Consider the following 20,174-nt stretch of genomic DNA (forward strand, 5'->3'; position numbering starts at 1 on the left):
CCATAGCGCCATGTGCATCGCGGGTAAGCCCGACCTGCAGCGGCTCTACCGCAATCGCTTCGGCCATGCGCGCGAGTCGCGATCGGCCGTCTGGGCGGTACTGGTCAGGGACTTCTTCCAGGCGTGGATCAGACGCAGCGACACGGTGGTGGACCTCGGCTGCGGCTATGGCGAGTTCCTGAACCATGTGCAGGCGGCGCGCCGGATCGGCGTCGACCTCAACCCGGACAGCGCGGGCATGCTCGAGCCCGGCGTCGAGTTTCACCATGGTCGCGCCGACGACCTCGGTTTCCTCCCGGAGGCATCGGTAGACGTCGTCTTCACGAGCAACCTGCTGGAACACCTGCGAAGCAAGGAACAGGTCGAGCGGACCATCGCCGCGGCCCGCCGGGTGCTCAAGCCGGGCGGGCATCTCATCGCGATGGGGCCGAACATCCGCTTCGTCCCCGGCGACTATTGGGACTTCTGGGATCACATCGTGCCGATCAGCGATCGCTCCCTGAGCGAGTTGCTGGTCTCCTGTGACTTCGAGATCATGGAAAGCTGCGGCCGGTTTCTGCCGTACACGTCGTCTTCGCCGTTGCCGCAAGCGCCGATTTTGGTGCGGATGTATCTGCGTTCCCGGCCGGCGTGGCGAATCTTGGGCAAGCAGTTCGTAATTCGCGCCCGCAAGCCGGCGCCTTCGTCCGAGGTCGGCGATCGTCTGGTGAGTGTGGTCATCCCGGTCTACAACGAGGGCGAAAACATCCAGGTGTGCGTCAGGAGGCTTACCGAGGCGCTGGCGGGCATCCCGCACGAACTGCTCGTCTGTTACGACTTCGACGAGGACACCACGCTGCCGGCGCTGGCCACCATGCCCGACAGGCCCGAAAGCGTGCGGCTGGTCCGGAACTCGCTCGGGAAAGGCGTGGCGAATGCGTTGATCGCCGGCTTCGGCGCCGCGCGCGGTGACGTCGTCGTCACCAGCATGGCGGACTTGTCGGATCCACCATCGGTGATTCCGTTGATGGCGGCCAAGATCCGCGAAGAGGGCGCGGCCGTGGTCAGCGGGTCACGGTATATGCGCGGCGGCACGCAGCGCGGGGGGCCCCGGCTGAAGACGCTGATGTCGAGGACGGCCGGGCTGAGCCTGCATTACCTGGGCGGCGTCGCGACTCACGATGCCACCACGAACTTCCGCGCGTACAGCCGCCGCTTTCTCGAGGAGGTTCCGGTGCAGAGTGGGCAAGGATTCGAGGTCGGGCTCGAGCTCACGACCAAGGCGCATCTCCTGGGCTATCGCATTGATGAGGTCCCGAGTAGCTGGGACGACCGAACCGCCGGCACCAGCAGGTTCGATCTGGTCGGCTGGCTGCCCGCTTATTTGCGTTGGTACGGGCTGGCCATGCGTCGTCCGGTGCTGCGCTGGACGGGTGGCGGCCTGGCATCGCTGGGGGCACTCGCCTGGGCGCGAAAGGCCCTGTCGTGACTTTGCGTGAGCACGAGGAATTGACGTCGCATGACCCGGGCGATCACGACGAAGCCGGGGTGGCGCCGACGGTCGCTCCACGAGATACGCGGCCACGAACGAAAGGCACGATTGCCTTGGTGGCCGCGGTTGCCTGCGTGGTGTTCGGCGCCAGGCTCATCACCATTTCGGCGCTCGGTTCGCCGGTGCCCCTGTCGGACCAGTGGGCCGGCGAGGCGGGGATCCTCTATTCGCGGTATTTGCGGGGCGTACTGTCTGTCGCCGATCTCTTCGCCCCGCACAACGAACACCGCATCTTCGTTTCTCGCATCTTCGCACTGGTCCACCTCGAGCTCGCCGGCCAGTGGAACACGCGCTTCGAGATGATCTTCGGAGCGATCGTCGATACCGCGGCGATCACCTGGCTTGCGTCGGTGCTGGTGCCCCTTGTCGCGCCGCAACGCCGAATGCTGCTGGCGTGTTTCGTCGCTTTCGTTGGTGCGCTTCCCGTCTACGAGAACACGCTGTGGGGGTTTCAGGACCAGGTGTACCTCGCGTTGTTCTTCGGTATCGGCGGTCTCATAGTGTTGGCCGCCGCGCGGCCGTTCTCCGTGCGCTGGTTGTGCGGATTGACCTTCGCGGTCCTCAGTTACTTCTCTTTCGCGACAGGCGTGGCCACCATTCTCGCCGCGGGCGCCCTGGTGGCCTTGCAGATCGCGGCTAACGCGAGAAGGCGGTGCCGTCGTGAGTTCGCCGGCCTCGTGGTCATGGCGTCGGCGTCTCTGGCCATGATTCTGTGGGCGGTGTCGATCGCGAAGCCGATGAGCAGCCCGTGGACGTTCATCCAGGGTTTGTTCGCGTTTGCCGTGTTGGTCGGCGCCGCGTTGGTCCCGACGGCCTGGTTCTGTTACCGCACGGTCGCGCGGCGCCCCGGCATTTCCGACCGTGCGTGGGTGGTGGTCGGAATCGCGGCGTGGCTCGGCATCCAGTTTGTGCTGTTCGCCTATGGCCGCGGCGTTCGCATCGCAATCCGGTACACCGACGTCATGGTCTTGGCCTATGCCGTCGGGCTGATGTCGGTCCTCGCGCTCGCCGACGACGCGCGCGGCATGCGGTTCGGCCGGCACGCGGCGCGTGGCGCCGTGGCGTGGGTATTCACGGTGGTAACAGTCGTCGGAGCGCTGGCCTACTACGGATCCGTGCTTGGGGCGATCGACTGGAGCAAGGCGGCACGTCAAGAGATGATCAAGGTCCAGGCCTACCTCGCGACCGGAAACGTCGACGATCTGAAGTCAAAGAGCCGCGCTGGCCACGGAATCGAACTCTCCTACCCAAACCCAACGTACCTGGCAGCAGTCCTCAAAGACCCCGATGTCAGGGCGATCCTGCCGCCGGAAATCCGGCCCGCCGACGCAGACAATGCCGGGGCCCGAAATCGCATGTGGCTCAAGGGATCGCTCGCTGACGCCACCGCAACGGCGGTCCGCCTGATACTCGCGATGGGCCCCGCGTTCCTGGCGCTGGGCGTGGGGCTGTTCTTCGCTGCCGGAGCACGACGGAGCCTCGAACGTGCTGAGGGTGATCCGGCGTTACCGCCGACACTTTAGCGCTTCGAAATGCCGAGGCATGCATGAGTGCCCGAGCGCCCAGATCGAAATCCGTTGGTGGCGTCTCTTTTCGGCTTGGGCCGCGAAGCGTCTGATCGGGTACGTCATGCCCATCGCTCAGCCTTGAAGTGGTGCCGACCGCGTGCGGCGGGCGCGCCAGCCGCCGACGATGTGTCGCCGCAAACGTGAGAGCGTCCGGCGGGTCATTTCCAACGCGGCCCAATGGAAGTACGACGGCAGCCGCTTTTTCAGCGCGTTGTCCTTGCGTTTACTTATGCCGCCCGTGTCGTTGTAGCGCGCAATGACGATGTCCATGTAGCGGGCTACCAGCGCCGGGTTGGAGAAGCAGCGGATATTGAAATCCCAGTCCGCCCAAATGGGATAGCGCAGGTTAAAGGGTCCGATGCCGGCGAAGAGCTCGCGGCGATAGAAGATCGCCTGGTGACAGATGTTCTGTTCGAAAAGTAAACGGTCGAGGTCGAAGGCTCCCGCGTACCGGGACGAGTTCGAACGCATGATTACATCGCCATACACAAGGTCGCTGTGGTCGTGTGCGTCAAGGAATGCGGCTACCTGGGCAAGTGTGTCCGCCCCGTACAGGGCGTCATCGGCGCCCAAGAAAAGGAGCCAGGCGCCCGTCGCCATGCTGACGCCGCGGTTCATGGCATCGTAGGCGCCCTCGTCGGGACCCGAGTGAACGACCAGACGCGTGCCGAGGGCCGAAGCGTAGCTGTTGGCGATGTCGAGGGTGTCATCCGTCGAACCGCCGTCGACCAGAACCACCTCGAAGTCGCCATAGGTTTGACCTGCGATGCTGTCGAAGCAGGTCCGAAGGGTCGCCGCAACGTTGAACGCGGGCACGACGATCGAAAACAATGGGGTTGCAGGCATTCCCGTCAGCCCTTCGCGCGGAAGAAGATGCCATCGGCCTGAAGTGTTCGGCCATTACGCAAATCGGTGAAACAGGGCGATAGCCCGGTCAGCGTGAAGCCCAACGAATACGCGATGTCGAGAGCTTCCCGAATGAGCATGCCGCCTTCGTACAACGGCAGGAAAGACAGTTCCATTTGCATGCCTACGCAATTTTGATTCACCGTTGAATTGCCCCCGGCCAGCACTTGTTTCTCAAACCCCTGAACGTCAATTTTCAGGAAAGCCACATCGGCCGGCCCGAGAATTTCGGCTGCCACAGAGTCAAGTCGCCGCATCTGCACCTCCTCGGTGCCAACATAGTTCGCCGGCGGGAAGGCCTCCCGATGAGTTGCCAACATCGGCAATATGGAACTACTCTCGCCGGAATTTCCCGCGACATTTATCGAGATCGTGCCGTCGGAGTCACCCAGCGCGCAGCGGCGGGGTTCCCAGAGCGGATCACGAGCGGCCCTGGCCTCCAACTCGGAAAACGGACCCGACAGGGGCTCGAAGGACACGATGCGACCCTCAAAGCCCGCGGCCCGGAGGCCGGCCGCGTATTGCCCTGAGTTGGCGCCTATATCGAGGATTACGTCCACCCGGCTCGATGTCAGTTGATGCATAAAATTGCGTTTCCAGTCGAGTGCGGGATCATAACGCGACAACTCGATACCGGTGCGACGCAGGATGTTACGAGCACGTTGGGACAAACTCACCGCGCCACACTAACACGCTACTAGCAGGCGCGATGGCTCTTCATTGCCGCATTACCCTTGCGTTCGAGAAAAGCGGGCTCCCGTTGTCTCGATGCCGACGCGCAGCGGCGATCTGGGACGGTCAACTCGCTTCCCGCGGAACCGAAACGTACCACAGTTTGGGTTGTTGCTTCGTCTGGTTTCGTTGGGCCCCATGGAGTTTCGCCGCCATAGCCTACGGCCTTTGCCGCCCTAACCGAGATCTCGCCAAAGGTATGGTCGAACCGAGAGACAGCGGCGCGGCACTCGGGCGCCTGCAGAAGCATCGAGCCAGTTGAGCTAGATCTGAAGATTGCCGGGATCGCCAGATCCAATGCGGCGGTCCGGGTGTCGAGTTGGCGCCGCCGATACCCATTGTGCTGCCTGACGCGCACGCTGCTGTGCCTGCCGTCTTGGCGCAGCACATCCTCGACTGCGGGTGGTGGTGGGTCGTTAAGCCAACAGCTGCGGCCGCTCGACATCGTGGGCAGCGGTTGTCGGGCCGATTTCCGTTGCTCGAGTGACTCTGGATGGTCTCTCGGAGAATCACCGATGAAGCACATCCATTCGTTCCGACCCGGCCCTCATCCACGACCCGTCTCGCGCACCAGCTTGGTGGCCGCAACCGCCAGGTGGTGTGGTTCATGCTTTCGCTGGATGGGCTGGTCGTACGCCAGATCAGACCGGCGCAGTCAGCACCTCCCATGACGTTCCGCAGGCCGAACTCGAGGCTGCCGCCCGCGCGGCACGGGCGCGCGGTTGGCGGCTAAGGTTTCGAAATGGGGGTGTCGGAGCGCACCGAGGGGTTCAAATCTTTATCCGACAGGCCGTCTTGTTGCTAGAGTCCACCCACTATTTTTGGTTTTCGGTGATGGAGTTCAGATGAAGCGGATCCTCGTCATTGGTGGATCGGGGTATGTCGGCCCAGAGGTGGTTACCAGGCTAAGGTGCTCCGCACCGGACATAGATGTTCACGGCATTGATGCAGGTTGGTTCGCCGATCAGTGCGACGGAGCGGGACCTCTTCCTGAGGTGCTGTATGACAGCTTTAGGTTCAAGGACGTTCGCGACCTGACCGCGCAGGACATTGCGGGGTACGAATGCATCGTGTACCTCGCGGCAATTTCGAATGATCCGATGGGAGATCGCTTCGCCAGCCTGACGCGTCAAATCAACCACCAGGAAGCTGTCCGAGTGGCGTCGCTAGCCCGCGAACATGGATCTAAGGCGTTTGTGCTTGCTTCCAGTGCCAGTGTCTACGGTCGCGGAGATAACGACCGTACTGAGGCAAGTCTTCTTGATCCACAAACCGAGTACGCCCGCTCCAAGATCGCAGCGGAAAGTGACCTTCAAGCCCTGGCGACGCCAAACTTCCAAGTCACGAGCCTGCGCTTCGCCACCGCTTGTGGATGGAGCCCCCGGGTTCGACTTGACTTGGTTCTCAATGACTTCGTCGCTTCAGCGCTGACCACAGGTCGCATTGTCGTCCTTTCGGATGGCTCCCCGTGGCGGCCCTTGATACACGTCAAAGACATGGCGCTGGCAATCGAATGGGCCGTTGGCCCGGACCGGCAATCACTTCCGGCTTATCTGGTAGTGAATGTAGGGCACGCCGACTGGAACTTTCGCATGAGCGACCTGGCTGATGCCGTCGCTTCGGTCCTGGGGGGTGTTGCGGTCTCGGTCAATTCGAATGCGGCGCCGGACACACGTAGTTATCGAGTCGACTTTTCGATGTGGCAACAAATTGCGCCGAAGCATCAGCCCCGTGTCTCGTTCGAGGACGCCATCCAAGAGCTTGCGGCCAACCTTGCTCAAGTACCTGGACTCAGCGCCGAGTTCAGAGCGTCGAGCAGAATCCGACTCAGGAGGCTTCAGGAATTGACGGCTGCAGGGTTTCTTGATGACGAGCTGCGTTGGAGAAGTCCGTGAAAAAGGTGGGGCTCCCATGACCGTTACCTTGACCGGAGCAACGGGGTTCGTCGGGCGGCAGATTCTGCGCAACCTGCTTGAACGGGATTGCTCGGTGAGGGTGCTGGTCCGCGATCCGTCCCGCCTGCAAGGTGTCCCGTCACGAGGGGCGCTTGAGGTCGTGCAGACGCCGGACTTGTTTACCGAAGCAAGCGGGCGTTTGGAAGAGATGCTCGAAGGATCGGAAACGATCGTCCATGCTGCATGGCACGTGGAGCCCGGGGAGTACCTGACCTCGCCACTGAACCTTACCTGTCTCACCGGCACCCTCAACCTGGCCTCCGCATTTGCAGCGGTCGGAGGCAAACGATTTGTTGGTGTGGGAACATGCGCGGAGTACGACCCCTCCGCGGGCCTGATGACGACAGACACCCCGTTGGCGCCGAGTACCTTGTATGCCGCGTGCAAGGCGTCGGCCTCTCAGGTGCTCCGCCATTTTCTCAGCACGGTGGATGTGAGCTTTGTCTGGTGCCGGGTCTTCTACCTTTACGGAGAAGGCGAAGACGAGCGGAGACTGGTGCCCTACATTCGTCGGCAACTAGAGGCGGGGCAGGAAGTCCTCCTCACGCGCGGCGATCAGGTGCGTGACTTCCTTGACGTCAAAGACGCCGCTGGGATGATCGCCGACGTCGCGCTGGGACAGCAACAGGGCGCGGTGAACGTCTGCTCAGGCCAAGCGGTGACCGTTCGACAACTCGCCGAACGCATCGCCGACGAGTACGGTCGTCGTGACCTATTGCGCTTTGGGGCGAAGGCCGAGAACGTTTTTGATCCACCGCGGCTGGTCGGCGTGCGGCAGGACGTGTGATGAGCGAGGTCGTTCGGCTCCGGCAACGGTGGATACCCAAACTCCCAGAACCGACTTACGGCAACACCCAGTAGGCGCGACTGCCCGGGCGGCGATGTGCGCCTGGCCGGAGATCCAGAGTTCGGTAATCGATGCGTCGTAAGGGATGCGGCACTTCACATGAAGCTCAGCTCGGGAACCGCGGTCACAAAACGGGTGCCGCTGTCGGCAAGGTCGGCCAATTGGTTCCGCACCTCGTGGGCGATGTTCCAGGGCAGGATGACCACATAGTCTGGCGGGCTCTCGCGCAGTGCCTGAGGCGAACGGATAGGGATGTGGCTGCCCGGCATGAACTTTCCCTGCTTGGACACCGCGGCATCACAGACGTAGGGCAATAAGTCTGGCCTGACACCTGCGTAGTTCAACAACGTGTTGCCTTTCGCCGCGGCACCGTAGGCCGCCACGTGCCGGCCGGCGCGCTTTTGTTCGATCAGGAAGGCCAACAGCTCATCCTTCACCCGGTCGGCACGCTGCTGGAACTGGGTGTATGTCTCGCGCCGCTTTAGCCCAAACTGCTCCTCGCGCGTGAGCAGCAATCCGACCCGGTCCGTAGTCGTTGTTGCTGCCTCGGCATGGCAGCCATACACTCGCAGGCTGCCTCCGTGCGTGGATAGCTCCTCGACGTCCCACACGCGCAATCCGGCCTCGGCGAAGACGCGCGCCACAGCCGTGAGTGACAGGTATGAGAAGTGCTCGTGATAGATAGTGTCGAACTGAGACCCCTCGATCAACGGCAATAGGTGCGGGAATTCCAGCGTGACGGTGCCTTCCGGCTTCAGCACAGCGGCCAATCCACGAGTGAAGTCGTTGATGGCAGGCACATGGGCATACACATTGTTGCCTAGAACCAGATCCGCCAGACGGTGCTCACCGGCCAGTCGCTGCCCGAGAGCTTCGCCGAAGAATTCCCGCCTGACCGGGATCCCCAGCGCCTCGGCGGCCGCGGCGGTGCTCGCTGTTGGCTCGATTCCTAGGCAAGGAACGCCCGCTGCCATGAAGTTTTTCAGCAGGTAGCCGTCGTTGGATGCGACTTCAATGACGAAGCTCTCAGGCCCCAGTTGCAGTCGCTCGATGATCATCTGTACGTAGCCGGCCGCATGACTTAGCCAACTGCTCGAGGTGCTGGAAAAATAGGCGTAGTCGGCGCTGAACAGTTGCTCCGCGCGGGCGTAGTCCTCGGTCTGTACCAACCAACACCGGTCGCACACCTTAACGCGCAGCGGGTAATGCACCTCCGGGTTAGACAGGTCTTCGGCATCCAAGTAGGCGTTCGAGGGGGGCGCGAAGCCCAGGTCCACGAAGCTGTGTTGTACGGGCGTGCCGCAGTGTCGGCATTTCATACCGCGACTCCCGTGAAATCAACGCCCAGCAGCGGATGGGAAAGGTCACGAGGCGAAAGGCCCTTTGGGGACAATGGCCAGGCGATGGCGAGCCGCGGGTCGTCGTAGCGGAGACCCCCCTCCGAAGGTGGGTGGTAGAACGCCGTGTGTAGGTACAACAGTTCGCTGTCCGGCTCCAGGGCTTGGAAGCCGTGGGCGAATCCCTCTGGGATTACGAACATCTGCGCGTCGTCTTGCGCCAACTCCTCGGCGTGCCACTGCAAGAAAGTGGGAGATCCCGCCCGAAGGTCGACCGCCACGTCCCAGACCCGGCCGCGAAGGCAGCGGACCATCTTCATTTCGGCATGCGGGGGATGCTGAAAATGCAGGCCCCGCACTACCCCGGCGTCGTTGGTTCTGGAGTGGTTAATCTGCGCGATTTGGCGGTGGCCCAGCGCGGGTTGGAGCTCCTGCGCGCAAAAAAGGCGAACGAACGCGCCGCGGGCGTCGTGGTGCGGCACGGACTGTACGAGCCTCAAGTCGGCAATCGGGGTGTCGAGGATTCTCATGCCGGCGCCCAAGCCAGATCTGATGCCACCGCATCGGTGATGTAAGCGTCCAGTCGGTCGGCACTCGTTGCGCCACAAGATTCCGGCGATCGCCGATACCAATCGGTCGTGTCGTCGACTGCTTTTTCAAGGATCCGGCTTCCGACCACGTTCAACGCCAGCATTTCCACGGTGCTGCGCCGCTATTCCACAGATCTTCCAGCAGGTTCCGCTCTCGTAGTGTGTCCATGGGTTGCCAGAAGCCAGAATGCTCGAAGGCCATCATTTCGCCATCTGCAGCGAGACGAGCCAATGGCGTGCCTTCCCAAGAGATCTCGTCGCCCTCTATGTAATCGAGAACCGCGGGCTTAAGGACGAAAAATCCGCCGTTGATCAGGCCACCATCGCCACGTGGCTTCTCGACAAAGCGCGTGACGCGGTCGCCCGCGCACTCGATGGCCCCGTAACGCCCCGGCGGAAGCACCGCGGTAATCGTGGCGTGCCGACCATGCTGACGGTGGAATTCGATGCTCGCGCTTATGTTTACGTCGCTCAGCCCATCACCGTAGGTGAAGCAGAAAGCCTCATCATCTCGGATGTAGCTGGCAACACGCTTGAGGCGCCCGCCCGTCTGTGTGTCTTCGCCAGTATCCACCAACGTCACCCGCCAGGGTTCCGCATGGCGCTCATGCACTTCCATCTTGTTGGCGGACATATCGAAAGTGACGTCCGACATGTGCAAGAAATAGTTGGCAAAATATTCCTTAATGACGTAACCCTTATAGCCACAGCAAACGATAAAGTCGTGGATACCGTGGTGAGAGTACAACTTCATGATATGCCACAGGATCGGTCGGCCGCCTATCTCCACCATCGGTTTGGGGCGGATTGTGGTTTCCTCTCTGAGGCGAGTGCCCAGGCCGCCCGCCAATAAGACGGCTTTCATTGAACTCGCCTACGCTCGAGATGGTGCTGCCTCGAGCAATTGCCTCGTCGATCTGCTAATCGACGGCAGCAATTCGAGCTAACTTCACCTATGGCAGTCATATACCCAAATCTATCGGCAGGAATAATTGAACGCTTTCCCAAAAACGACGAATTAGAGAGAAAACCCCCAACGGTTAGATACTTCGCGCCCTCACGCTCCAGGTTGCTAGGAGCGACACGCGGTGAGCGTACACGGCGACGGCTGTCCCGAGGGCAGAAACCGCGAGACAAACCACGGTCACCTCAATCGGGTCCGAACATCCAACGGCCTGGGGCGTAGGCAACTCGGCAGTAGGCCGTTATCCCTTTGCCGACATCAGGCCGCGGTGCGGGTCGACGTCACTCAGCTGTGGCCAAGCGGAATCACAATTGCCCCACAAAATCGGTCTTCCATGGGTAAAGTCACCTCACTGAACCTGTCCGTTGGGGAGGCAACGCGTGACTGGCGACGGTCAATTGAGCCGAGTGGACTCGGTCAGCGTTGTGATACCGGTCTACAGCGGAGCTGAGACCTTGTCCGGCGTGGTCAAGGAGCTTGAGCAACTTCGTTCGACCCAGAAAACCCCCGACGGCCGTCAGTTCCGCGTCGACGAGGTGCTCCTGGTGTGGGACCGGGGCATTCGCCGTAGCGACGAAGTCGTGCGCGAGTTGGCTGCGGGCGGCGAATGGATCCGCCCAATATGGTTGTCTCGCAACTTCGGACAGCATCCCGCGACGCTCGCGGGCATGACGTCGTCCGGTGGCGACTGGATCGTCACGATGGACGAAGACGGACAGCACGATCCGGCCTACATCGGCGACATGCTCGACACGGCGTACCGGGACCGAACACAACTCGTCTACGCCGCGCCGACAAACCGACCACCGCACGGTCCTTTGCGCAACGCGGCGTCTTGGCTGACCAAGTGGCTGTTCGTGCATGTCCTGATGTCGTCGGACGGGCCCAAAGCCTTCCACAGCTATCGACTCATGTTGGGCGAAGCTGGACGAAGCGTCGCGGCATACACCGGGGCAGGGGTTTTCTTGGACGTCGCTCTTTGTTGGGTTGTCGCCAACCCTTCGACCTGTCCGGTGTCGATGCGCCAAGAGGGGCGACCGGCGAGTGCCTACACGTTGAGCAGGCTAGTCGCGCATTTTTGGCGGCTGGTCATCTCGTCGGGTACCCGGCCGCTGCGTTTTGTCTCCATGATGGGGATTCTGTTCGCGCTGCTCGGTTTTGCCGTGGCGATCTACAGCGCGTTCCAGAAGGTGATCGGGCACGTCAGCGTGCAGGGGTGGACGTCTGTGTTCGTGGCGGTAATGGTCGTCGGCGGAGCCGTCTTGTTCGCCCTGGGGATCATCGCCGAGTACATCGCGGCTTCGGCGAATATGGCCATGGGTAAGCCGGTGTATGTGATCGTGCGCGATCCCGGTGACGTGTTCGGCGGCACGGCGGCGGAGTGACCGGTGCTTACCTGGATCGTGGGTCGCGGTGGACTGCTCGGCAGGGCGGTGTCGCGAGCTATCGGCACGAAGTTCGAGGAACTGCGGGTGCCGTGGGAGAACCACGATGGGGCGGTCGAGGTGCTCGACTCCGACCTCAGGCGATTCATCCGAGAGGCCGGAAACGACGATTGGTCGGTTATTTGGGCCGCCGGCAGCGGGGTGGTGGGTACCACGGCCGACAAACTTGCCGCGGAGACGCGCATCGTCTCTCACCTATTCGAGAGGATGCGAGATGCGCGGCCGACTGGTCGGGGTGCGGTCTTCCTCTCGTCCTCGGCGGGCGGCGTCTATGCCGGGTCGACGCATCCGCCGTTCAGCGAGTCGACGACGCCACGGCCGCTGAGCCCCTACGGCGAAACGAAACTCGTCCACGAGGAGATCCTCCAGACGACGCTCGCAGGCCACGTTCCACTCGTCATCGGACGGTTCTCAAACCTCGTCGGGCCCGGGCAGAACCTAGTGAAACAGCAGGGTCTCGTCAGTCAGATGTGCCGAGCCGCAATCACGCGACAATCGTTGAACGTTTTCGTGCCGATGGAGACCCTCCGCGACTACCTATACGTCGATGACGCCGCCGCGATGGTGCGGACGCTGGTCGAGAACGCGGTGCACAACCAGCCGTTGACGCCGGTGCTGCGCAACATTTCGTCACGACAACCCGCGTCCGTCTGCACCGTCGTACGGACGGTGCAACAGGTTGCCCATCGCACGGTCCGGATCGCGCTCGGGACCAGCACGTCCTCGAACTATCACGTTCGGGACTTGCGGCTGAGCACAGACTTCCGGCCCGATTTCCAAAACGTGGCGATCACTCCATTTCCCGTGGCAGTCAAACGCGTGTACGACGATCTACTGCGGCACCAAGCGATGTCCTACTAGGTTCGGCCAGCGGGCGCCTCGAGGCGCGCCAGGCCAAGCCAGCGGTACACCGCGTGCCGACCAAGGGTGTTTATCCGGGCTAGCGCGCTCCCGATGAGTAGGTGCCGCCGGGCCAGCAGCCCGGGATGCTCAGCGGCCAAGGCTCGATAAAAGCCGATGACCTGGTCGGCTTGAGTGTGCATCTGCCCTCGCACGCTCTCCTGACAAATGCTGATTCGAAATGCCCAGAGTGGCTGATTTACTGCGACGACATTGCCACTGCTTTGAAGTAGCACCGCGCAGTACGTTGCCAGATCGAGCATGTAGGGGAAGCGACAATCCCAGCCGCCGGCGTTGACCAGGGCCGCGCGCCTGAACAAGATCGATGGCGGCTCGCCGAAAATGTTAGTGCCGGCGAGCACGCTGCGCCGAATGGCGTCGCTGCCGGTGACCTCACCGCCCAGCCCGGCCAGCCCTCGGTTGCGCAACACTATCTTTCCGGTGGCGTCGATGACATCCCGTGAACTCGCAGCCAGCACCGCTGATGGGTGCGCTGTCAGTTCCGTTACCAGCACCTCGAGGTTATTGGAATAGAGCACATCATCGGCGCAAACCAGCTTCACGAACTCGCCAGTGGCGAGGTTGGTTACGCGGTCGAAGTTCTCTGCGGCTGGAATGGTGGACGCCAGCCGGGTTAGGCGGACCCGGGGGTCGGAGGTGTAGCGCTGCAGCGCCTCCCAGGTGCCGTCGGTGGACGCGTTGTCCGAAACCACCAGTTCGAAGTCGGTGAATGTCTGCGCCAGGATCGACTGCATGGCCGCATCGATGAACTCGACGCCGTTATACACCGGCACGACCACCGATACCAATGGCGTCACAGCGCTCCCTCCTAGTGCTCGGTCACGCATTCGGCGGGATTGTGGCGCAACGAAACGCTGGACCCCCGTGAACGAACCAGTTGTATCCCAAGGCCACAGACGATGACCAGCTGCGACAGGCGTGATTGACTCCGCCGGCTCAGTAATTTAGTTCCTAACTTATCTTGGCGCTAGGCTTCTGACATATCGCGCGGTATGTCCGAGGTAGCGGATCAACGTGTTACCGATGTGTCTGAACCGCAACGCCCCTTGCTAACCCGGAGAGCGAGTCATGATCACTTTCAACGCGTGTCCGCGTACAAATCTGTGGTACCGACTATGAAACATCGCACTGTACTTGCCCTAAATGCGGCCATTGATGCTCCGGTGCAGCCTGGGCTGACTGCGTCGTCCAGCACAGGAGCTTCGCCGAGGTGAGACTGGTGGCGGCGGCGAAAGCCCGGGTGGGGAGGCCCGTGCTGCTCAACCTACGCCCGCGGTCCGACCGCCGCGCAGACGAGACCGGCCGCTGTGCGGCCTGTGGCGCCGACACCGTCTTCGCCTTCAATTCGTGGACGATCCCCGACGACATGCACGCCTTTTGGTCCGATACCAGCGTGTCGCGGGCGTACGTCCGGCGCGAAAGCATGTTCTGCCGATTCTGCTGCAGCAACCTGAGAGTGAGGCGTATCGCCGAGGTCCTCGTGGCCCTTTACGGCCCGCCGGGGTGCGGATCCTTCGCTGAATTGATCGAGGACTCCGCGTTCCGCGCCCTCGACGTGGCCGAAATAAACACCATCGGCTCGCTCGGGTCGCTGCACGCTCTGCTGCAGCGGCTGCCGCGGCTCATGTTCTCCGATTACCGGGGGTCAGAGCGACTGGGCGAGGTCGTCGACGGCGTCCGTAACGAAGACATCTGTCACCTCACCTACCCCGATGCGGCCTTCGACCTGGTCCTGTCGTCCGACACCCTAGAGCACGTCCAGGACTTCCGGGCCGCGCTGGCGGAGACGCGGCGGGTCCTGCGGCCCGGAGGCCGTCATGTCTTCACTGTGCCGGTTGTGTGGACGCGCGAGACTACGGAAGCGCGGGCCTATATAGGTGACGACGGCGAGATCGTGCACCTGATGCCGGCCCTCTACCACGGTCGGGGCAGCGGGGCTTACCGGTTCATCCCGGCGGGGGCTGACTTGCTGACGTTCACCGAGTTCGGCCGCGACATCGTCGATTACGTGCGTGAGGCGGGCTTCGAGCCCGAGGTCTACGAAGGCTCCGGGGACGGCACCGGTGCCCAGACGGTCTTCGCGGGGCGCGTCCCGGCGTGACCGCAGGTGGATACCGTCGAGATGGTGGAGGGTGTCGGTTAGTTGACTGTGAGGAGCTCTCCAGTACGAGCGAAGGGGATTTCGTGGCGCCGCTGCCGTGATCCACTCGGTTTCCGCGATGCCGCGGCATCGACAATCGACTGGGCGCGGGGAATGCACGCCGACGCGCCTGCGGTGACCGGCCAGCAGATCGTCCCATTCAGAGGCCTCGAATGACGGAATTCGACCTGCCGCCCGAATCGGCGCCCCCGGGGCCGCTGATCCGGCTCATCCGCGACCAGCGGGTGGCATTCCTGATTGTCGGGGCAATCAACACAGTCGTCGGGTTTGGGCTATTCGTCGCTTGCTCGGTGACGGTTGGCCGCTTCGTCGACAGCCGGTTCGGCGCGATCGCCGGGTCGCTGGTGACGGTCGGCCTCTCGCACGTACTGAGCGTGCTGTTCGCCTTCGTGATGCACCGCCGGCTGGTGTTCCGCGTGCGGGGCCACGTGCTGCGTGACGCCTTGCGATTCGAGAGCGTCTACCTCACCACGTTTGGCATCAACGTCGTCAGCTTGACCGTGCTGGTCGGGTTGGGCGTGCACCGCATCCCAGCCCAAGCAATCGTCTTTTTCCCCATCCTGCTGCTGAACTACCTAGGGCACCGGTACTTTTCATTCCGTCGCAGCGCCGCCGAGGCTGAGACCGGCGAGGCCCACGACGAGACGTCGCGTACGTAGAGCGGGCAGCTCTGCGGCGAGATCGGGTCATTCACTGCCGGCCTGCTGGACAAACTATGCTTTCTCGTTGCGCGCCAAGTAATTTGGAGGAAATAGTACGTCAACTGCGCCATGGCGCGACCCGCGTTGGCTGCTGTCAAGCAATGGAGTCGGTGCCTTCTGGGCCAGCACGGGCGCTGCCGCGAACCCGCGCAACTACTTTCTGAGAGCGCTGATGTTGGCGCGATACCAGGCCACCGTCGCCTCGATGCCGTCACGCAGCGAGATTTCGGGCTCCCAACCTGCTTCCCGCAAAACCGAAATGTCTAGGAGTTTTCGTGGCGTCCCGTCCGGTTTCGTTGTATCCCAAGATGTCTCGCCGTTGTATCCGACCGCCTCCGCCACCATCTCCGCAATCTCACGGATGGTGTGATCCACTCCGGTACCGACGTTGACTTGATTCGGCCCATCGAAGTGCTCCAGAAGGTACAAACAGGCGGTCGCCAGGTCGTCGACATGCAGGAGCTCGCGCCGGGGGGTTCCGGTGCCCCAGTTCGTCACTTCGGGTGCGCGAGCGGCTTGGGCCTCGTCGTACCTGCGAATGAGCGCCGGCAGTAGATGGGAGTCGGATGCCGAGAAGTTGTCACCGGGTCCATACAGGTTCGTTGGCATCGCAGAGATCCACGGGAGGCCGTATTGGCGCCTGACGGCTTGGACTTGCAGGATGCCGGCGATCTTCGCGATCGCGTACGCGTCGTTTGTCGGCTCCAAAGGGCCGGTGAGCAACGAACTTTCCTTGATGGGCTGCGGACTGTATTTCGGGTAGATGCACGAGGAACCGAGGAACAGCAGGCGCGGTACTCGAGCCTCCGCCGCAGCGTCGAGCAAGTTGACCTGGATCCGTAGGTTTTCCGACAAGAATTCCGCCGGGTAGGTGTCGTTCGCCAGGATTCCACCAACTTTGGCGGCGGCGTCCACGACCACCTGGGGCTTGGACTCGAGAATGAACGCAAACGTCGCATCTCGATCCCTCAGGTCGAGTTCAGCGCGCGACAGCAGAAGAAGATTGGTAAAGCCCTCGGCTTGAAACTTCCTCAGTAGAGCAGAACCGACCAGCCCACGGTGACCTGCTATGTATACCGGCGCCGCGCGGTCAATGACGCCGACTGATTCGACCGCTTTGCTCATGTCCTACCAGTGATGTGTCTTGGTTGCTCGACAGTACGTTATCGGAGTGCCCACCGGTTGGGTGATTGCGGCGTCGCGGGATGAGGCTCTCCGGTAAAGGGTTGTGCCCTGGCTGGCCGGAGTGTCAAGCCAAACTCGAGAATGGGTGTTTTCAACATGGGTTGCGGCCTGGCCGATATCCATGTGGCACGCCCATATTCGGAAGACCTGCTTCAAGCAGTGCCGAGGGGATGTCCAGCGTGCGAAAAACCCCTTCACCGCACGTCGGCCTAGTACGCTCCGGCATGCGGGCGCATTGTCCGCAGCTCCGGCAACCGCTTTGCGAGAACCGAGGAGAGTGCAGTTTGAAGCAAGCCCGCGAGTTGACGCGGGGTGCGGTGATGCCGCTCCGAAAGCGGGTGTTGGCGGTCGCCAGCGAGTCCGAACGGTCCATCATGCTCGGCATCATCCTGATCGGGTCCGCCCTGTCGGGGGCCGTAATTTACGTGCTGACTCAGTACTACTCGGTCGACGTGCTTTCCTCTCTCGTATCGTTCCCCGAGGACTGCTACGTCGATTCGGAAATTCATATCGGTCGCCACTGTTTCAGCGACTACTCGATGGTTGTGAAAGCCGTGTTGCGACCCGATCCCTGGGCGCCCTACCCGTTGCTGCCGCCGCACCCGCTGGTGCGGATGCAGTATCCGGCAGCCGGAATGATCCCACACCTGTTGTTCGGGCTTCTCGGAAAATTGCTGGGCGCCCCGCGGCTGGGGCTGGTCGGTTATCTGGTCGCGCTGACGATCTCGGTCCTTTCTCCCGCGGTCTGGGCGGCCCGCGGGGCATCCGGCTTGGAACGGGTGGTGGTCTTCGTGGCGTTGGGCGCCGCGGCGGTACCGGCGTGGATGGTGATCGATCGGGGAAACTCGACGGGGTTCCTGGTACCAATCGCGCTGGTTCTGCTGGTCGGGCTGTGCCGGCGGCAATGGGGCCTCGTCACGATCATGGTGGTGCTGGCGGCGCTGGTGAAGCCGCCGTTCGCTGTATTGGCTGTGACGTTGTTCGCCGCCCGACGGTGGCGGTGGGGCGGCCTCGCCATCGCCGGCATCCTGGTCTCCAATATCGCCGCGTATCTAGCGTGGCCGGGGGGCTTTCCCGGGACAATTGGGGAGTCGATCCACAACTTCCGCGACTTCAATGGTTCCAATGCGGTGCTTTTCAGTGGTCGGAACGTCTCTTTCAGCAAAGCCGTGTTCCTGATCCCGGATAACATCAAGCTCGCTCAGACCGGCGGCAGGATTCCGGAGGACTTTCTCATTGGTCCGCGATCCGCGGTCGGGTACGTGGTTCTGGTCGCCGTGGTCGTTTGCGTGCTGGCGCTGGGACGACGTATGCCGCCGGTCATGGTCGGCATTGTGCTGCTGGTCACCGCCACACTCTTCCCGCCACAAACCCTCTATTACTACCTGGTATGCGTTTTGCCGGTCGCCGCACTCGTCGCTCGAGACCCCGACGGGCCGCCCGGAAGCGGGCTATTCGACCGGCTCGCAAGGCGGGGCGACCGCCGTCGCGCGGTTGGCATCTGCGTGAGTGTGGCCGCGGCACTCAGCGTCGCCCAGGTCGCGCTGCCTATCCCGATTAGCACTGTTGAGATTCCCGGTATCGGGACCCGTACGGTTACCGGTTCCACGACGTTTTTGACCCCGTTCATATGGCTGGTCACGTGCGCCGTCATCATCGTTTCCTACGCGCGTCGACCAGTTTCCCCGCGTGGCAGCGACGACGGGCTGGCCCGGGCGCAAGGCCCCCCAGATCCTGATGACAGTCCTACATCGTCGGTAGCGGAGCCGGTGACGAAATCATCACCGGAGGTAAGTCTTCGGCCCACCGGGCCGCACTGATGTTGCCGGACGGAGGCGCCGCTGCCCTGGTGGCGAGTCGCGTCTGCGACATCCACTCGGACGGCGGTGACCTGCTGCTGCTCGTCCTCACCTCTCAGGCGCCACCGACGATCGTTCGCTAAAACCACATGGGAACGTCGCACTTGCGAGACTATGGGCGGCGATCGACTTAGAGGATGAAGGGGCCATCTTGAAGATTTCGGTGATCGGGTGCGGCTACGTCGGGCTGGTCACGGGCGCGTGCCTGGCGGACAGCGGCAACGAGGTCGTCTGCGTCGATATCGACCAGGCGAAGGTAGACCGGCTTCTCGAGGGTGAGGTTCCGATTTATGAGCCGGGACTGGCCGAGCTCATCGAACGCAGCCGGGAGATGGGGTCCATCGACTTCACGACCGACAAACAGCGCGGGGTGGAGCACGGAGACGTGATCTTCATCGCCGTCGCGACGCCCATGAGCGAGGGTGGCGAGGCCGACCTGTCCTACGTCTACTCCGTGGCCGATGACATCGGGTCGTATATGGACCGCTACAAGGTCGTTGTCGACAAGTCCACCGTGCCCGTCGGCACTGCCGACGAGGTGCGCGCGATCGTCGGCAAGAAGGCCAGGCACGAGTTCGACGTCGTGTCCAATCCCGAATTCTTAAAGGAGGGGACGGCGATCGCGGACTTCATGAAGCCCGATCGCGTGGTGATAGGCAGCGACTCAAAGCGCGCCCTCGACATTATGCGTGAGGTATACGAGCCGTTCCTGCGCACTTTCAATCCCTTGATCGCCATGGACATCAGGAGCGCCGAGATGACGAAATACGCGGCGAACTGCTTCCTTGCGACCAAGATTTCCTTCATCAACGAGATCTCGAACCTGTGCGAGAAGGCCGGCGCAGACATTTCGGCGGTGCGGGAGGCGATCGGCGCGGACAGGCGAATCCGCTATGAATTCCTGTTCCCCGGGGTGGGATATGGTGGCTCCTGCTTGCCGAAAGACGTTCAGGCGCTTATACATACCGCCAAGAGCCTGGGCTCGGACTCGCGTCTGCTGCGTGCGGTCGACGAGGTCAACAGCGGGCAGAAATCCGCCCTCGTGTCCAAGATCGTGACCCATTTTTCAGGCCAGTCGCCTGCGACGACCCTGGAAGGCCTGCGCTTCGGGCTTTGGGGCCTCAGCTTCAAGCCCCAGACCGACGACATGCGCGAGGCCCCCTCCATCGTCATCGCGAGGCGGCTGGTCGAGATGGGGGCGACACTACGGGCCTATGATCCCGAAGCGACCGTGCAGGCGAAAAAGGCGCTGGGGGATTCGATCGAGTACGCCGAGAATATGTACGAGGCCGTCGAGGGCGCAGATGCCCTGCTTCTGGTCACCGAATGGAAGCAGTTCCAGCGGCCGTCGTGGCAGCGCCTCAAGTCGATAATGCGAGGTTTCGTCGTGTTCGATGGCCGAAACATCTATGACCCAAAGCGCCTGCGGGCCGAGGGTTTTGAGTACTACGGCATGGGCCGGAACTAGAACT

The 20,174-nt window shown here is 62.4% G+C and carries 17 protein-coding genes; 10 read left to right on the forward strand and 7 right to left on the reverse strand.

Annotated elements, in window-relative coordinates; genetic code table 11:
• Positions 1-10: 10 nt before the first annotated feature.
• On the forward strand, positions 11-1,468 hold the full coding sequence (locus AC5Y2S_RS08745) for a glycosyltransferase (protein WP_499955466.1): 1,458 nt from the start codon (positions 11-13) through the stop codon (positions 1,466-1,468).
• 59 nt (positions 1,469-1,527) lie between these two features.
• Positions 1,528-3,054, forward strand: coding sequence for a hypothetical protein (locus AC5Y2S_RS08750; RefSeq protein WP_499955468.1), 1,527 nt, complete (start codon positions 1,528-1,530; stop codon positions 3,052-3,054).
• A gap of 117 nt (positions 3,055-3,171) precedes the next feature.
• Here the strand turns inward: AC5Y2S_RS08750 and AC5Y2S_RS08755 are convergent, their stop codons facing one another.
• Together AC5Y2S_RS08755 and AC5Y2S_RS08760 are read right to left on the reverse strand one after the other, a co-directional pair.
• Positions 3,172-3,945, reverse strand: coding sequence for a glycosyltransferase family 2 protein (locus tag AC5Y2S_RS08755; RefSeq protein WP_499955470.1), 774 nt, complete (start codon positions 3,943-3,945; stop codon positions 3,172-3,174).
• Positions 3,946-3,950: 5 nt separating this feature from the next.
• Positions 3,951-4,682 carry an FkbM family methyltransferase gene (locus AC5Y2S_RS08760; protein WP_499955472.1) on the reverse strand — a complete coding sequence of 244 codons (732 nt, stop codon included), beginning with the start codon at positions 4,680-4,682 and terminating at the stop codon, positions 3,951-3,953.
• Positions 4,683-5,582: 900 nt separating this feature from the next.
• Between AC5Y2S_RS08760 and AC5Y2S_RS08765 the strand changes: the two genes are divergently transcribed.
• A complete protein-coding gene (locus AC5Y2S_RS08765; protein WP_499955474.1) occupies positions 5,583-6,632 on the forward strand; it encodes an NAD-dependent epimerase/dehydratase family protein in 1,050 nt (349 codons plus the stop codon).
• Between the two features lie 16 nt (positions 6,633-6,648).
• Positions 6,649-7,479, forward strand: a complete 831-nt coding sequence (locus tag AC5Y2S_RS08770; RefSeq protein WP_499955476.1) for an NAD-dependent epimerase/dehydratase family protein — start codon at positions 6,649-6,651, stop codon at positions 7,477-7,479.
• Positions 7,480-7,634: 155 nt separating this feature from the next.
• On the opposite strand, the gene AC5Y2S_RS08775 is transcribed toward AC5Y2S_RS08770, so the two are convergent.
• The 3 genes from AC5Y2S_RS08775 to rfbF form a co-directional block, all read right to left on the reverse strand.
• Positions 7,635-8,858 (reverse strand): class I SAM-dependent methyltransferase, encoded by a 1,224-nt coding sequence (locus AC5Y2S_RS08775; RefSeq protein WP_499955478.1) that lies wholly within the window; start codon positions 8,856-8,858, stop codon positions 7,635-7,637.
• Entirely contained in the window at positions 8,855-9,406 is a 552-nt protein-coding gene (locus AC5Y2S_RS08780; RefSeq protein ID WP_499955480.1) for a dTDP-4-dehydrorhamnose 3,5-epimerase family protein, read from the reverse strand. Before AC5Y2S_RS08780 ends, AC5Y2S_RS08775 begins: the two co-directional genes overlap by 4 nt.
• A 151-nt stretch (positions 9,407-9,557) precedes the next feature.
• On the reverse strand, positions 9,558-10,331 hold the full coding sequence (rfbF, locus tag AC5Y2S_RS08785) for a glucose-1-phosphate cytidylyltransferase (protein WP_499955482.1): 774 nt from the start codon (positions 10,329-10,331) through the stop codon (positions 9,558-9,560).
• A gap of 479 nt (positions 10,332-10,810) precedes the next feature.
• On the opposite strand from rfbF, the gene AC5Y2S_RS08790 reads away from it, so the two are divergent.
• Together AC5Y2S_RS08790 and AC5Y2S_RS08795 are read left to right on the forward strand one after the other, a co-directional pair.
• Positions 10,811-11,815, forward strand: coding sequence for a glycosyltransferase (locus AC5Y2S_RS08790; RefSeq protein WP_499955484.1), 1,005 nt, complete (start codon positions 10,811-10,813; stop codon positions 11,813-11,815).
• Positions 11,816-11,818: 3 nt separating this feature from the next.
• Positions 11,819-12,736, forward strand: a complete 918-nt coding sequence (locus AC5Y2S_RS08795) for an NAD-dependent epimerase/dehydratase family protein (protein WP_499955486.1) — start codon at positions 11,819-11,821, stop codon at positions 12,734-12,736.
• Here the strand turns inward: AC5Y2S_RS08795 and AC5Y2S_RS08800 are convergent.
• Entirely contained in the window at positions 12,733-13,593 is an 861-nt protein-coding gene (locus AC5Y2S_RS08800) for a glycosyltransferase family 2 protein (RefSeq protein ID WP_499955488.1), read from the reverse strand. The two genes, AC5Y2S_RS08795 and AC5Y2S_RS08800, sit on opposite strands and share 4 nt — an antisense overlap.
• A gap of 422 nt (positions 13,594-14,015) precedes the next feature.
• Between AC5Y2S_RS08800 and AC5Y2S_RS08805 the strand changes: the two genes are divergently transcribed.
• A complete protein-coding gene (locus AC5Y2S_RS08805) occupies positions 14,016-14,897 on the forward strand; it encodes a class I SAM-dependent methyltransferase (RefSeq protein WP_499955490.1) in 882 nt (293 codons plus the stop codon).
• Positions 14,898-15,109: 212 nt separating this feature from the next.
• Complete coding sequence (locus AC5Y2S_RS08810) at positions 15,110-15,616, forward strand: GtrA family protein (protein ID WP_499955492.1); 507 nt, start codon at positions 15,110-15,112, stop codon at positions 15,614-15,616.
• A gap of 195 nt (positions 15,617-15,811) precedes the next feature.
• Here AC5Y2S_RS08810 and AC5Y2S_RS08815 read toward each other — a convergent pair whose 3' ends face one another.
• A complete protein-coding gene (locus AC5Y2S_RS08815) occupies positions 15,812-16,783 on the reverse strand; it encodes a GDP-L-fucose synthase family protein (protein WP_499955494.1) in 972 nt (323 codons plus the stop codon).
• 344 nt (positions 16,784-17,127) lie between these two features.
• Between AC5Y2S_RS08815 and AC5Y2S_RS08820 the strand changes: the two genes are divergently transcribed.
• Positions 17,128-18,663: a hypothetical protein gene (locus tag AC5Y2S_RS08820; protein WP_499955496.1), complete on the forward strand. Its 1,536-nt coding sequence runs from the start codon at positions 17,128-17,130 to the stop codon at positions 18,661-18,663.
• Between the two features lie 190 nt (positions 18,664-18,853).
• The gene (locus AC5Y2S_RS08825) at positions 18,854-20,170 is read left to right on the forward strand and encodes a UDP-glucose dehydrogenase family protein (protein WP_499955497.1); all 1,317 of its coding nucleotides are present in this window, start codon (positions 18,854-18,856) and stop codon (positions 20,168-20,170) included.
• Positions 20,171-20,174: the final 4 nt, after the last annotated feature.

It is taken from the genome of Mycobacterium sp. NGS69 (genome assembly GCF_059812165.1).

Bases quoted from the DNA above. Each gene is read 5' to 3' on its own strand.
- AC5Y2S_RS08745 (WP_499955466.1), top strand. From the start codon at position 11: ATGTGCATCGCGGGTAAGCCCGACCTGCAGCGGCTCTACCGCAATCGC.
- AC5Y2S_RS08755 (WP_499955470.1), bottom strand. From the start codon at position 3,945: ATGCCTGCAACCCCATTGTTTTCGATCGTCGTGCCCGCGTTCAACGTT.
- AC5Y2S_RS08765 (WP_499955474.1), top strand. From the start codon at position 5,583: ATGAAGCGGATCCTCGTCATTGGTGGATCGGGGTATGTCGGCCCAGAG.
- AC5Y2S_RS08770 (WP_499955476.1), top strand. From the start codon at position 6,649: ATGACCGTTACCTTGACCGGAGCAACGGGGTTCGTCGGGCGGCAGATT.
- AC5Y2S_RS08775 (WP_499955478.1), bottom strand. From the start codon at position 8,858: ATGAAATGCCGACACTGCGGCACGCCCGTACAACACAGCTTCGTGGAC.
- AC5Y2S_RS08780 (WP_499955480.1), bottom strand. From the start codon at position 9,406: ATGAGAATCCTCGACACCCCGATTGCCGACTTGAGGCTCGTACAGTCC.
- rfbF (WP_499955482.1), bottom strand. From the start codon at position 10,331: ATGAAAGCCGTCTTATTGGCGGGCGGCCTGGGCACTCGCCTCAGAGAG.
- AC5Y2S_RS08810 (WP_499955492.1), top strand. From the start codon at position 15,110: ATGACGGAATTCGACCTGCCGCCCGAATCGGCGCCCCCGGGGCCGCTG.
- AC5Y2S_RS08815 (WP_499955494.1), bottom strand. From the start codon at position 16,783: ATGAGCAAAGCGGTCGAATCAGTCGGCGTCATTGACCGCGCGGCGCCG.